Annotated in this window: 13 protein-coding genes; 4 read left to right on the forward strand and 9 right to left on the reverse strand. The window is 45.5% G+C overall.

Annotated elements, in window-relative coordinates; translation table 11 throughout:
- Nucleotides 1-128 precede the first annotated feature (128 nt).
- Entirely contained in the window at nucleotides 129-533 is a 405-nt protein-coding gene (locus LQZ07_RS18065; RefSeq protein WP_016402709.1) for a CBS domain-containing protein, read from the forward strand.
- A gap of 70 nt (nucleotides 534-603) precedes the next feature.
- Here LQZ07_RS18065 and LQZ07_RS18070 read toward each other — a convergent pair whose 3' ends face one another.
- From LQZ07_RS18070 to pomA, 4 genes are all read right to left on the reverse strand, one after another.
- Nucleotides 604-1107: a glycine cleavage system protein R gene (locus LQZ07_RS18070; RefSeq protein WP_016402708.1), complete on the reverse strand. Its 504-nt coding sequence runs from the start codon at nucleotides 1105-1107 to the stop codon at nucleotides 604-606.
- A gap of 198 nt (nucleotides 1108-1305) precedes the next feature.
- The gene (gene thiI / locus LQZ07_RS18075) at nucleotides 1306-2769 is read right to left on the reverse strand and encodes a tRNA uracil 4-sulfurtransferase ThiI (protein WP_152781792.1); all 1464 of its coding nucleotides are present in this window, start codon (nucleotides 2767-2769) and stop codon (nucleotides 1306-1308) included.
- Between the two features lie 158 nt (nucleotides 2770-2927).
- Nucleotides 2928-3845: a flagellar motor protein MotB gene (locus LQZ07_RS18080; RefSeq protein ID WP_040307387.1), complete on the reverse strand. Its 918-nt coding sequence runs from the start codon at nucleotides 3843-3845 to the stop codon at nucleotides 2928-2930.
- 10 nt (nucleotides 3846-3855) lie between these two features.
- On the reverse strand, nucleotides 3856-4620 hold the full coding sequence (gene pomA, locus LQZ07_RS18085) for a flagellar motor protein PomA (protein WP_221074381.1): 765 nt from the start codon (nucleotides 4618-4620) through the stop codon (nucleotides 3856-3858).
- Between the two features lie 223 nt (nucleotides 4621-4843).
- On the opposite strand from pomA, the gene LQZ07_RS18090 reads away from it, so the two are divergent.
- The 3 genes from LQZ07_RS18090 to dxs are packed head-to-tail and all read left to right on the forward strand — an operon-like array spanning nucleotide 4844 to nucleotide 7876.
- Entirely contained in the window at nucleotides 4844-5089 is a 246-nt protein-coding gene (locus tag LQZ07_RS18090; protein WP_016402704.1) for an exodeoxyribonuclease VII small subunit, read from the forward strand.
- Entirely contained in the window at nucleotides 5086-5973 is an 888-nt protein-coding gene (ispA, locus tag LQZ07_RS18095; protein ID WP_249483241.1) for a (2E,6E)-farnesyl diphosphate synthase, read from the forward strand. Before LQZ07_RS18090 ends, ispA begins: the two co-directional genes overlap by 4 nt.
- Before the next feature lie 34 nt (nucleotides 5974-6007).
- Nucleotides 6008-7876 carry a 1-deoxy-D-xylulose-5-phosphate synthase gene (gene dxs / locus LQZ07_RS18100; RefSeq protein WP_152781794.1) on the forward strand — a complete coding sequence of 623 codons (1869 nt, stop codon included), beginning with the start codon at nucleotides 6008-6010 and terminating at the stop codon, nucleotides 7874-7876.
- A gap of 4 nt (nucleotides 7877-7880) precedes the next feature.
- On the opposite strand, the gene LQZ07_RS18105 is transcribed toward dxs, so the two are convergent.
- The 5 genes from LQZ07_RS18105 to LQZ07_RS18125 form a co-directional block, all read right to left on the reverse strand.
- Entirely contained in the window at nucleotides 7881-9410 is a 1530-nt protein-coding gene (locus tag LQZ07_RS18105; protein WP_194164109.1) for an ABC transporter substrate-binding protein, read from the reverse strand.
- Between the two features lie 98 nt (nucleotides 9411-9508).
- Nucleotides 9509-10543 carry a peptide ABC transporter ATP-binding protein gene (locus tag LQZ07_RS18110; protein WP_152781798.1) on the reverse strand — a complete coding sequence of 345 codons (1035 nt, stop codon included), beginning with the start codon at nucleotides 10541-10543 and terminating at the stop codon, nucleotides 9509-9511.
- Nucleotides 10540-11520 carry a dipeptide ABC transporter ATP-binding protein gene (gene dppD, locus LQZ07_RS18115; RefSeq protein ID WP_016402699.1) on the reverse strand — a complete coding sequence of 327 codons (981 nt, stop codon included), beginning with the start codon at nucleotides 11518-11520 and terminating at the stop codon, nucleotides 10540-10542. Before dppD ends, LQZ07_RS18110 begins: the two co-directional genes overlap by 4 nt.
- A gap of 10 nt (nucleotides 11521-11530) precedes the next feature.
- Nucleotides 11531-12433, reverse strand: coding sequence for a dipeptide ABC transporter permease DppC (dppC, locus tag LQZ07_RS18120; RefSeq protein ID WP_152781800.1), 903 nt, complete (start codon nucleotides 12431-12433; stop codon nucleotides 11531-11533).
- A gap of 13 nt (nucleotides 12434-12446) precedes the next feature.
- Entirely contained in the window at nucleotides 12447-13457 is a 1011-nt protein-coding gene (locus LQZ07_RS18125) for an ABC transporter permease subunit (RefSeq protein WP_016402697.1), read from the reverse strand.
- Between the last annotated feature and the right edge of the window lie 9 nt (nucleotides 13458-13466).

Consider the following 13466-nt stretch of genomic DNA (forward strand, 5'->3'; position numbering starts at 1 on the left):
CAACTACAATTAATTCAAAGTCACCCTGGTTTTTTTAAGTCGCACCAGTTTTTTATACAAACAACTGGACAAAAAGCATTTTTTTTATTCATATCTTAAAGAAACCCTGCAATTTTAAGGAAGAAAGCATGCCGTTAACCTCTATTCGAGCAATTGACTACATGACCAAAAATCCGGTTACGGTTACCCCTTCAAACTCACTATTTGAAGCGATTGATATCATGATTACCGCCAAGGTTTCTGGCGCAACCGTCATCAACGAGCGACGTGAAGTAGTTGGTGTTATTTCTGAAATTGACTGCTTACAGGCCATTTTAAAAGGCACTTATCATGGGGAGATTGGTGGTTCAGTCGCTGATTACATGAGTGAAGAAGTAGATATTATTGGCACCGACATGGATATTCTTGCTGTTGCAGAAAAGTTGATTAAAGAGAAACGTCGCAGAATGCCAGTGGTGCAAAATGGCAAATTTATTGGTCAATACAGTATTCGAAGCATTCTTAATGCAGTGAAAGAATTTAATCTCAAATAACTAGTTCACTGTCTTTACTCACTAAAAAGGGCAGTTAAACTGCCCTTTTTTGCTCTTGGTAACCTACCGATTAGTGAACTTGATTAACCACCATTTGAGATTGCAAACCTTCTATCTCGGCAATAATTCCAGCAGTGTTCTCACTGTCTGGCACCATTAGATCAAGCTCGGCGGTAAATACACTCCCCCCAGCTTCAGGTACGCTCATTCTATGGCATTCAAGCTTGTTAACATTAACGCCATGCCCGACTAGCAAACGCGTAATATCGTTAATGAGGCCGGGGCGATCTTCTGCATCAATAACCAAACTTAATGATTCACTTTGAGATAAGTGGGCAGGTTTGCAGCCGTTAATGCTTAGGTGTAAGTCATCTACCGCTAGCAAGGCTTGCTGCAAGGCCTGAGTATTTTTTTGCGGAACCTGCACTTTGAAGATACAAGCCACTTGACCATCCAAATTTACAACCCGACTACTTAACCACTTTCCTTGATGAGAGTGGGTGATATCGGCCAAGCGATTTAGTGTACCCGGCTTATCCTCACCGGTGGCAGTAACTAAAAATAGATCGCTCATACATCTACCCCTTTATGCTAAAACCTAGTTTAAGTTTATACCACCCGGCGGCAAAGGGTGTGACGAGACGCAGGATTTGAGCGGGTTAGCAATAAAAGCTTGTAAAAATGCTAAGTGGGCAGAAAAATGCCTATTTTTTAATGAGTTTGCTTGGAACATCCAATAAAAAAGCCGACTTTCGTCGGCTCTATTTCATGCTTATTTGTTGCTATAAACACCGACATTTTTAAAACCAGCATCTTGCAAATACAAAGCTTGTAATTTGCTCATGACCCCACGGTCACAATACAGCATGTAATGCTTAGATTGGTCTAAATCGCCAAACTGAGTAGCTAACTTAAAGAATGGGATATGCTTAACTTCCACTTCTTCTAAACTAAAGGGCTGTTGCTCTTGTTCTTCTATGGAGCGAATATCTAAAACAACCGCTTCTTTATCTTGTGCTAGCTCTTCTTCGCTAAGCACTTCGGTCACTTGCTCGTCGGCTTCTTTGGTCACATCACGAATATCGGTAATGCGGCACTCTTCTACTACCTTATCCAAAATCGCAAAATCGAAGTTTTCTTCTTCGGCCAGTAGCTTAGACTCAACCGCTTTTACCGTTGGCTTGTTAGAAATAACACCACAGTACTCTGGCATAGTTTCGGCAAAATCGTTGGTGCCAATATGCTTAGCCGTATCAATAATATCTTGTTTATCGGTGGCAATTAGCGGGCGAAGAATCAAGGTTTCTGACACTCGGTCAATCATGCTTAAGTTAACCAAGGTTTGGCTAGATACTTGACCTACCGCTTCACCGGTTACCAATGCGGGAATATCTAAATGCTGAGCCACCTTAGACGCTGCTCGCACCATCATACGTTTGAGTACTACGCCCATTTGGCCGTTGTCTACTTTTTCAAGTATCTCGTTCACCACTGGATCAAAATCCACCGCAACAAACTTAACCCGGTGCGACGAACCGAAGCGCTTCCAGAGGTGATGAGCAACTTGCTTAACGCCTAGCTCATGAGCGCGACCACCTAAATTAAAGAAACAGTAGTGCACTTTTGCGCCACGCTTGATGAGTTGATAACTCGACACGCCCGAGTCAAAACCGCCAGAAATAAGCGACAATACACTTTCTTGTGTTGCGATTGGGAAACCGCCTAAACCTGGGTGCTTCTCTTGCACCAAATACATCACGTCGTCGGCGATTTCGATTTTCACCGTTACGTCAGGATTTTTTAAACGCACCCCATTGCTCTCACAATGTTGGTTTAAACCACCACCAACGTAACGCTCTACTTCAATAGATGAGAAATCGTGTTTGCCACTGCGCTTAACCCGCACACAAAAGGTTTTGTCTTTTAAACGATCTTTCCAAGCGTCAAAAGTTAACTCATAAATATTGTGTAAATCGGTGTAGCTATGTTGTTTCACTTCCAAGAAGTGCACGATACCCGGCGTAGAAGAAAGTGCTTGAATCAGCGCTTCGCGGTTCTCTTCGCTGTCGTTACGCGAAGTAACAACCATGCGATCCCAATCTAAACGCACTCGAATAGTTTCATCGATTGGACTAATTACATTGCGAATATTGCTTTGAAGAATTTTACTGAAGCGCTTACGAACCGGCTTACTCTTCATGGCAATTTCTGGAAATAGTTTAACGATGAACTTCATAACTCAAGGGCCTTGATAAATTTGGGCGCGAATTATACCGCGAGTTAAGGCAGCGAGCCAATATTGTTTAGTTTAGCTCGCCTTGGCAGGAATTTTGGGAAAAGTACAAATTGAGAAAATACAAAACTCGCTTAGCTCAGCGAAGCGAGTTGGCTGGTTTACTCTTCTCCAGAAACGGCAATCTCACCAGATTGAGAGGCCTTACCTTGCATAATGCCGATTTCTACGCGGCGGTTTCGACGGCGGTTCTCGATGGTATTGTTTTTCATCAAGGGTTGAGTATCTGCTAATCCGCTCACGATTAAGCGCTCTTCGGCAAAACCACGCACTTTAATGAGTTCATGAGCCACCGACACAGCACGCTGACTAGATAAATCCCAGTTAGAGCGATACAACTCTGACTCTGCTTGCTGATTATCGGTATGGCCAGACACAGTAACAATACCTGGAATGTCCTTAATCACCTCACCCACACGGCGAATAACCGGGCGAAACTTAGGTTGTAAAAAGGCAGATCCTGAAGGGAAAGCGCCCTTCTCTCGCACCCGAATAATAATTTGCTGACCAAGCGATTCCACCTCAATGGCGCCATCTTCAATTTGGTCACGCAACTGCTGAGCGATTCGTTTAGCCGTTTCATTTTGTTGGGCTTGGGTTTCGGACTGGCTTTGTGAAGACTGAGCTTGAGTTGCTGAGGCTCGGCCACCAGTTTGCTGGCCAGCGGCTTTTTGCTGACCACCGGCATCAGCTTCTTCACCATCATGAAACTCAAGCTTGGCCTGAGTCATATCAATGGTTTGCTGCATGATGGTTTCGATAGGTGTTGGCTCAGGGCGGCCCGGCCTAAACTCTTGCGCAATTACCGAGGTTCCTTTTGGAATGTCTTTTACTTCCAGTAGATTTTGCACACCAAAAGCATACTTCATTGAACCGGCAATTTGCTTAAACTTTAGTACGTCCATTTCCGAGAAAGCCAACAGCAATACAAAGAAGCACATCAACAGAGACATGAGATCGGCGAAGGTGCCCATCCATGCGGGCAGTCCTTCGGGGGGGCACTTGCAAGGTTCTTCCATACTACGCTACCTACTCGTCTGTTGTGCCTAGTGAGCGTTTGCCTTCTGGCAAGTAGTTTTTCAAAACACCCTCAATCACTCGCGGGTTCTGGCCATCTTGAATACCCAATACAGCATCCAAAATCAAACTACGGTTAAGCTTTTCTTCACCAGCACGCAACAGCAATTTTTCGCTAATAGGAATGGCCACCATGTTGGCGAGAATGGCACCATACAAAGTCGTTAACAAGGCTACCGCCATAGCAGGACCAATAGACTTAGGGTCATCCATGTTAGATAACATGGCTACCAGACCAATCAAGGTACCAATCATCCCCATGGCTGGTGCTACGTCACCTAAGGCTTTAAAAATACCGGCTCCAAATTCATGGCGCTCAGAGGTAAGCAAGATATCCTTTTCCATGGTGGCGCGCACGACGTCGGCATCATGGCCATCCACCAGCATATCGATACCTTTTTGCATAAAGGGGTTGGTGATCTCGGCTTCTTCTAGCGCCAAAAAGCCGCCTTTACGAGCGGCGTCGGCCATTTCTACAGAGCGCTCTATAAGATCGTCGGGCTTGTCGGCTTTAAACATAAAAGCCTTAGCCGCAATTTTAATCGCTCCCAAAAACTGACCTAGGTTGTATTTCATCAATACAACAAACAAGGAGCCACAAAAAACAATTAGTACCGAGGGAATGTCGATAAAAATCTCAATTCCGCCACCCATCACCATCGCCATAACAACAAAGGCGAAGGCGCCGATAATCCCAATCAGCGTTGCTAAATCCACTGCTTTTTCCTTTTAACCTGTAGCCTAGAGATTCTAATTAAACTAATACTAGTCTACTCGCAAAACAGAATCGAAGGTAATTTTGTGTTCTCATTTCAATATCTTGACCTACCAAGCTCTTCTATATTTATCGGCCAATATTAAAATACTTGAGTCGCAAGTTTGACCTACCCATACGGCTAAGGTAACTTTGCGCCAGAATACGCTTGATAGAGGCTCTAGCATGGTTGCAAAAAAACCAGAAAAGATGAAGTTTGAAGAAACCTTAAATGAACTTGAAGACATTGTTCAACAGCTTGAACAAGGTGAGCTAAGCCTAGAAGATTCTCTTAAGCAGTTTGAACGCGGCATCAGTTTAGCCAATGCTGGCCAAGCTAAATTGCAACAGGCTCAACAGCAAGTTGAGATACTTCGCCAAGGGCCAAATGGCGATTCACTAGAACCTTTAGTGCAGGAGCCTTCTGAGTGAATTCTAGTTTAGCTAGCACCATTGCTGACTACCAATCCCAAATAAACACCCATTTAGACAGTGTTTTAGCCAATCAAGTTGTTAATGACCCAAAGCTACTGGCAGCCATGCGTCACGGCCTATTGTTAGGCGGTAAGCGAGTGCGACCGCTGTTAGTTTATTTAGTTGGGCAATTAAACAAAGCGCCCAAAGATATACTTAATGCTGCGGCAGCGGCTGTAGAGTGCATTCACGCCTATTCGCTAATTCATGATGATTTACCCGCCATGGATGATGATGAACTGCGCCGTGGCCAGCCTACTTGCCATATTGCTTATGATGAAGCCACCGCAATACTAGCGGGTGACGCCTTACAAAGCCTCGCCTTTAGCTTAATTGCTGAAGCACCGGCCAGCGATGCCCAAAAGGTGGCCATGCTTAAAATACTAAGCCAAGCGGCTGGTTATAACGGCATGTGTGGTGGTCAGGCATTAGATATTGCGGCAACCAACCAACAGGTTAGCCTTGAACAACTAGAAAGAGTGCACCAACACAAAACCGGTGCCATTATCAAAGCAGCGGTAATGTTAGGCGCAGTTTGTAGCAAGATTGAACAAGCAAATGAGCAGCAGGCTTTAGCTCGTTATGCAGATGCGTTAGGCTTAGCCTTTCAAGTTCGTGATGACATTTTAGATATAATTAGTGATACCGACACTTTAGGTAAACCACAGGGCTCAGATCAGGCCCTAAATAAGAGCACTTACCCGAGTTTACTGGGCCTTGAAGGCGCCATAGAAAAAGCTGAAAACCTAGGCAAAGAAGCGCTTCAAGCCTTAGAGAGTTTGCCTTACAATAGTGAGTTGCTAGCCTTATTAGCTGATTATGTCGTACATCGAAACAACTAGTCGTCAACAATAAGAATAATGATAAGCATTTTATATGACACTGAATATTAAAGATTACCCTACACTTGCTCTGGCTGACTTGCCTCCGCAACTTCGCCAGCTTGAGCAACAACAGCTGCCTGAGCTGTGTGACGAACTTCGCCAATACCTTCTTAACAGTGTCAGCCAATCGAGTGGCCATTTAGCATCAGGTTTAGGTGCTGTTGAGCTAACGGTAGCCTTGCATTACGTATATAACACCCCGTTCGATAAACTGGTTTGGGACGTAGGCCACCAAGCTTATCCGCACAAAATTTTAACTGGTCGCCGTGAAAAAATGTCGACCATTCGCCAATTTAAAGGCTTGCACCCTTTCCCATGGCGCGGCGAAAGTGAATACGATGTACTCAGCGTAGGCCATTCAAGCACTTCTATTGGTGCCGCCTTAGGTATGGCTATTGCGGCTGAAAAAGAACAGCAAGGCCGTAAAGTGGTTGCTGTAATTGGTGATGGCGCAATGACCGCAGGCATGGCTTTTGAAGCACTAAACCATGCTGGTGCTATTCATAACGACATGTTAGTGATTCTTAATGACAACGAGATGTCGATTTCTGAGAACGTTGGCGCACTGAATAATTCTTTAGCCAATATTCTTTCTGGCTCTTTGTACTCGTCGCTACGTGAAGGCGGCAAAAAAGTACTGAGTGGCATGCCACCGATTAAAGAGCTCGCTCGCAGAGCGGAAGAACACCTTAAAGGCATGGTAGTGCCGGGTACTTTGTTTGAAGAATTTGGTTTTAATTACATTGGCCCAATTGATGGCCATGATGTGAAAGGCTTGGTGCGCACCTTAAGCAATATGCGCGACTTAAAAGGCCCGCAAATTCTGCATGTAATGACCAAAAAAGGTAAAGGTTACCTACCCGCAGAGCAAGATCCAATTGGTTATCACGGGGTGCCTAAATTTGACCCTAGCCAAGACAACTTGCCTAAAAGCAAAGGCGCAGCCCCTACATTTTCTAAAGTTTTTGGTGACTGGTTGTGCGACATGGCAGCCAAAGATAAAAAACTGATGGGAATTACACCCGCCATGCGCGAAGGCTCAGGCATGGTGCGTTTTTCTAAAGAGTTTCCAGATCAATACTTCGATGTGGCCATTGCCGAGCAGCATGCTGTAACCTTTGCTGCGGGCTTAGCAATTGCCGGTTACCAACCGGTTGTTGCGATTTACAGTACCTTTTTACAGCGCGCCTATGATCAACTAATTCACGATGTAGCAATTCAAAATTTACCGGTGTTGTTTGCCATTGACCGTGCTGGCATTGTTGGGGCCGATGGCCCAACTCACCAAGGTGCTTTTGATTTAAGCTACCTACGCACCGTGCCTAACTTAGTGATTATGGCACCAGCTAACGAAGACGAATGTAGGCAGATGCTCTACACCGGCCACTTGCATCAAGGCCCTGCAGCGGTGCGCTACCCGCGTGGTGGTGCCGATAATACACCGGTAAATAGCGAAATGACCGCTATGGAAATTGGTCAAGCTAGGGTCATTAGAGAAGGCAAGAAAATCGCCATTCTTAACTTTGGTAGTTTACTGTGTAAAGCCGCACCAGTGGCCGAGCAACTAGATGCGACCTTGGTTGATATGCGCTTTGTTAAGCCCTTAGACGAAGCGTGCATTAAAGCCTTGGTTGCCGAGCATGATGTGCTAGTAACAGTGGAAGAAAATGCAATACAAGGCGGCGCAGGTTCTGCAGTAAACGAATTCTTATTTGCTCAGCAGCTTAACCAAGTAAAAGTACTAAACATTGGCTTACCCGATAATTTTGTTGAGCAAGGTAGCCAAGAACAAATTTATGACTTACTCGGTTTAGATAGCAAAGGCATCCAACAAAAAATTGAACGTTTCTGCCAAGCTTAAGCTGCTAATCAAGCACCTGTAGCTGCTCGAACAATGGGAATGGACTAGCCCGATTCATATTCTTTATATCAATCCGCTGGTTCAAGGCCCAAATTTTTCGCTGCCAGTATAAGGGAACAAATACTGCTTCCTGATAGATTTGCTGCTCTAAGTACTGAATAATTTTAGCGCGTTTCTCCTCATCTAGCTCTTGCTCGCCGGCCAGAATAAGTTGGCTAATTTTATCATTTTGGTAGGCTTCACAAGGTCCCCCCTCATCGGTAATTGGTTCCCCCTCACTGAGAAACATCGCCCGCGCAATAGACAACACATTGCCCGCATCTCCCTGCCTACGTGTTAACACTAAGTCACTTGAACAACTATCCACTGCCAACTGGTAGTCTTGATCACTTAACCATTGCGGCTGCAAAGAAATATTCACCCGATCCAACATCGACACTAACTGTGAAACCACTTTAGATTGGTCACCAAATAATGACTCAGGTACAGCCATGGTTAATTTAAAGCCTTTTTCGTAACCCGCTTGCTGTAACAATTGATGCGCCAACAACAAGTTATAACGTGGCAACAGCTCGGCATTGTAACCGGCTTGCCCTGGTATGCTTAGCTGAGTAGAAGCCAAAGCATAAGGCCCTAACACCTCGGCCAAGCGAATATTATCGATGGCTAAGTTTAGCGCTTGGCGGACTCTACGATTATCTAAGGCTGGGTTACGCTGGTTTAATTCAATAGCTAACCACTTTAACCCTTCGGTTTGAATCACCGACAATTGCTTATCTTTATTGAGCAACTCTACGTAGTTCTCTGGCACGTGATCTACGATATCAACATCGCGAGAAAACAAGCTAGCCATGCGCATTTCAGCTTGTTTAATCGGCACCACTTTAATCCGTTGTACATTGCTACGATTAGTACGCCAGTAGCTTGAATGAATTTCAAACTCAGTAACAATACCCGGCACATAACGGCTTACTTTAAAAGGGCCAGTACCCGATACAGCAAAGGATGAGCTGGTGTTTTCTTCAGTGGTGTAAAACTGCTTATCTGCCGGAAAAATAAAACTTAAACGTTGAATCAACTCAGAAAAAGGCCGATAAGTACGAACTTCAAATTGCAGGGTATTAAGCGCCTTTAAGCTCTTAATAGGTGCAAACAACGCATGTAAATGAGCTTGCTGAGAAAGTTGTTGGAAGGTCCACTCTACGTCTTCGGCAGTGAGTGGATTACCAGAGTGAAACACTACGCCACTGCGTAATTCAAACTGAATCTGTGTGGGAGAAATAATTTTCCACTTGGTGATTAAACGTGGCGCAATACGCCCTTGTTGATCGAGTAAAAATAAGGGGTCGAACAACAAGTGATTAATAAAGTTACTATTGGCATCCAGTTCATCAACAAGTTGCTGCGGCTCGGCGTGAAAAGCGGTTCCCCAAACCAGAGTATTGGCCTTAGCTTGTTGCCAAGCGCCAAGGCTTACAAGCAACAACAAAGTAATAGGCAGGGATTTGATTTTCAACTTTGCTAACAACGCCAACGTCTTGAACCTTAAAACGATTAATGCTGCTAACTTACACGTGATGACGCAATAAAAAAAGCGGGACAAGCCCGCTTTTTGATTGGATAGCGTGCAAGTTAAGCGATTCGCCCTTCTTCTCGAGCAAAACACGCAACTTGCGCATTAGCTTCGCTTACCAAACTTGGCTGCTCTTTATTGCATCGCTCATTGGCATAACGACAACGTGCGTGGAAAGCACAACCTTTAGGTGGGTTAAGTGGCGAAGGCAGTTCACCTTCTAGCTTAATTTTCTCGCGGCGATGGCTAGAATCTAAGCGCGGCGTACTTGATAACAGCGCTTGAGTATAAGGATGCTTAGGATTAGCAAACAGCTCCTCACAAGAAGCATATTCTACCGCCTTGCCTAAGTACATCACCATCACTTCATCTGCAATGTGCTCTACAACCGATAAATCATGCGAAATGAAGATATAACTTAAGCCCATCTCATCTTGCAAATCCATCATCAGGTTTAGCACCTGCGCCTGCACAGACACGTCTAGCGCCGATACAGGCTCATCGGCTACCACAACCTTAGGGTCAAGCATCAAACCGCGTGCAATAGCGATACGTTGGCGCTGACCACCAGAGAACATGTGTGGGTAACGATCGTAATGCTCAGGGCGTAAGCCCACTTTGGCTAACATAGCTAAAGCTTTTTGCTTTCGCTCAGCCTTGCTCATATCGCTGTTAATCACCAAAGGTTCTTCGAGAATGGTCCCTACTTTTTTGCGCGGATTCAGCGAACCATAAGGGTTTTGGAAGATGATTTGGATCTTTTGACGCAAGGCTTTGGCGGCATCCTTACCCAAGCTAAGAATGTCTTTGCCATCAAAGCAAAGCTCACCTGCAGTGGGCGTTTCAATCATGGTTAGTACCCGAGCTAAGGTCGACTTACCGCAACCTGACTCACCAACCACTGCCAACGTTTTACCCTTCTCTAACTTAAAGCTCACACCATCTAAGGCTTTGACAGTAGCGTCTGGTTTAAACATACCGGCTTTTACGTGGTAATGCTTCTTAACCCCGTTTACCGCCAATACCGATTCTTGGGTAGTTTCTTCTGCTGGAGCAGCATCTAAAGCCGCTGCTTTCATAATGCTATCACTCATGCGCTTGGTCTCCCGCTTTCATCCAGTGGTGTAAAGCATCGCACTTGACGCATTCCTTCTCCCTGCATTGCAGGCTGTTCGTTTTGACAACGCTCGGTGGCATAAGGGCAACGCGGGTTTAACAAACAACCGATTGGTCGGTCAAACGCACCGGGCACTACACCAGGTAGTGCGTCTAAACGCTCTTTACCTGCCGATGATTCAGGCAGTGAACGGAGCAAGGCTTGGGTATAAGGATGTTTCGGCGTTGAGAAAATCTCTTCAGCTGGGCCGGTTTCTACCACTTGTCCTGCGTACATCACAATCACTCGGTGAGCAGACTCAGCCACTAATGCCAAATCGTGAGTAATCAGCACCAAGCCCATGTTTTTCTGCTTTTGTAAGTCCAGCAACAAATCGACGATTTGCGCTTGAATGGTTACATCTAAAGCCGTAGTTGGTTCATCAGCAATCAACAGTTTTGGATCGCAGGCTATCGCCATGGCAATCATCACCCGCTGGCTCATACCGCCCGATAACTGATGCGGATAGGTTTTTAAGCGCGATTCGGGATCTGGAATACCTACTTGCTCAAGTAATTCGATTACCCGTTTACGACGCCACTTTTTGTCACCGCTTTGATGAATTTTAAGGGCTTCGCTAATCTGGTATTCAACGGTATAACACGGGTTTAAGCTCGACATTGGCTCTTGGAAAATCATCGCGATCTCAGCACCGGTAATCGCGCGACGTTTATCCTCTGGCATGGCCAATAGATCTTGCCCTTCGAAATTAAGGGTGTCGGCAGTCACTTTTCCCGGGTAGTCAATCAACCCCATGATGGACAAAGAACTGACACTTTTGCCCGAGCCAGATTCGCCAACAATACCTACAATTTCACCCTTTTCTACGCTGTAACCTACTTGGTCCACCGCACGAAATGGATTATCTCCATCACCAAACTCAACAGTAAGGTTATTCACTTCTAATAAAGACACAAGGCTTCTCCTACTGCTTCAACTTGGGATCAAGGGCATCACGTAAACCGTCGCCCATTAAGTTAAAGGCTAATACCGTTAACAGAATCACAAGGCCTGGGAAGGTAACTACCCACCAAGCACGTTGCACAAACTGCAAGGCATCGGCTAACATGCTTCCCCATTCTGGCGTTGGCGGTTGAGCACCTAAACCTAGGAATCCCAGTGCAGCCATATCCAAAATAGCGTTAGAGAAGCCCAAGGTAGCCTGCACGATAAGTGGTGCAGTACAGTTAGGTAGAATTGTAATAAACATCAAACGCAATGAGCCAGCACCAGCAACCCGTGAAGAAATCACGTAATCTTTGTTCAACTCTGCGATGGTTGAGGCTCGGGTTAAACGCACATAGTGCGGCATAGATACAATGGCAATTGCCATCGCTGCGTTAAAAATGCTTGGACCTAAGATAGCCACAATTGCAATTGCCAATAACAGGCTTGGCATGGCCAACATAATGTCTACCGCGCGCATGATGATGGTTTCAACATAGCCACGGAAGAATCCAGCAATCAGCCCCAGAATAACGCCAATACCTAAGGACAGCGTGACCACTAGGCAACCAATAAACAATGATAGTTGCGCACCATGAATTAGACGCGACAAGATATCGCGACCAACATCGTCAGTTCCCAATAGGTGAGCGGTGGTACCACCCTCTACCCAAAACGGTGGTAGCAGCAAGGCATCACGATATTGTTCAATAGGAGAATGCGGCGCAATCACACTGGCTAATAAAGCCACCACAATCATTGTTGCGATAAATACCAAGCCAATCACAGCTCCGGTATTTTGACTAAAGTAGCCCCAAAATTCTTGTAACGGCGTTTGTACTTGTGGTCCAGTGGTGGCTGGAGTCGTTGTTTGTTCAGACATAATACACTCCTCCTTATTTGCCGTGACGGATCCGTGGGTTTACCACGCCGTAAAGAATATCGACAATCAAATTCACCACAATAATAATGGTAGCCACGATCAGAATGCCCCCTTGTACTACTGGGTAGTCACGTCGGCCAATAGATTCAATCAACCATTTACCAATGCCTGGCCAAGCAAAAATTGTTTCGGTAAGAATCGCACCCGATAACAAAATGCCCACCTGCAAACCAATTACTGTAATTACTGGAATAAGCGCATTACGCAAAGCGTGCACTACAATTACTCGCATTGGCGCCATGCCTTTTGAGCGAGCGGTACGAATGTAGTCTTCACCCAGCACTTCAAGCATAGATGAGCGGGTCATACGGGCGATCACTGCCATTGGAATGGTTCCCAGCACAATACTTGGTAAAACTAAGTGATGTAGTGCAGATAGAAACGCGCCGTCTTCATCGGAGAGCAGCGTGTCAATCAACATAAAACCGGTGACCTCATCAATCCAGAAGGTCACATCGAGCCGCCCGGACACTGGGGTTATCCCCAAATTCACCGAGAACACCAGCATTAACAGCAGAGCCCACCAGAATATGGGCATGGAATAGCCGGTGAGAGAAAAGGTCATGACCGAGTGGTCAAATAAGGAACCCCGTTTCACAGCAGCAATAATCCCGCAGGGCAAGCCTACTAATATCGCAAAGATTGCTGCGCAGGTAGCCAACTCTACAGTGGCAGGAAACAAGGTCATAAATTCTTCGGTTACAGGCGTCTTGGTGATTAATGAACGTCCAAGATCGCCACTCGCAATATTCTTCACATAATCAAAGTATTGGACCAACAACGGTTGGTCTAAGCCCAACTCGGCACGCAAGGCTGCGTGACGTTCAGGAGACACGCCCCTTTCACCTGCCATTACTTCTATTGGGTCGCCAGGAATCAAGCGGATCAAAGTAAAGGTTAAAAGAGTAATGCCGATGAAGGTGGGTATCACCAACATCAATTTTTTTATAATAAACTGGAACATAACTACAGC

The organism is Agarivorans sp. B2Z047, assembly GCF_023373605.1.
Classification (GTDB): Bacteria; Pseudomonadota; Gammaproteobacteria; order Enterobacterales; family Celerinatantimonadaceae; genus Agarivorans; species Agarivorans albus.

Bases quoted from the DNA above. Each gene is read 5' to 3' on its own strand.
- dppC (WP_152781800.1), bottom strand. From the start codon at position 12,433: ATGTCTGAACAAACAACGACTCCAGCCACCACTGGACCACAAGTACAA.
- LQZ07_RS18090 (WP_016402704.1), top strand. From the start codon at position 4,844: ATGGTTGCAAAAAAACCAGAAAAGATGAAGTTTGAAGAAACCTTAAAT.
- LQZ07_RS18110 (WP_152781798.1), bottom strand. From the start codon at position 10,543: ATGAGTGATAGCATTATGAAAGCAGCGGCTTTAGATGCTGCTCCAGCA.
- LQZ07_RS18125 (WP_016402697.1), bottom strand. From the start codon at position 13,457: ATGTTCCAGTTTATTATAAAAAAATTGATGTTGGTGATACCCACCTTC.
- LQZ07_RS18065 (WP_016402709.1), top strand. From the start codon at position 129: ATGCCGTTAACCTCTATTCGAGCAATTGACTACATGACCAAAAATCCG.
- dxs (WP_152781794.1), top strand. From the start codon at position 6,008: ATGACACTGAATATTAAAGATTACCCTACACTTGCTCTGGCTGACTTG.
- thiI (WP_152781792.1), bottom strand. From the start codon at position 2,769: ATGAAGTTCATCGTTAAACTATTTCCAGAAATTGCCATGAAGAGTAAG.
- LQZ07_RS18080 (WP_040307387.1), bottom strand. From the start codon at position 3,845: ATGGAAGAACCTTGCAAGTGCCCCCCCGAAGGACTGCCCGCATGGATG.
- LQZ07_RS18070 (WP_016402708.1), bottom strand. From the start codon at position 1,107: ATGAGCGATCTATTTTTAGTTACTGCCACCGGTGAGGATAAGCCGGGT.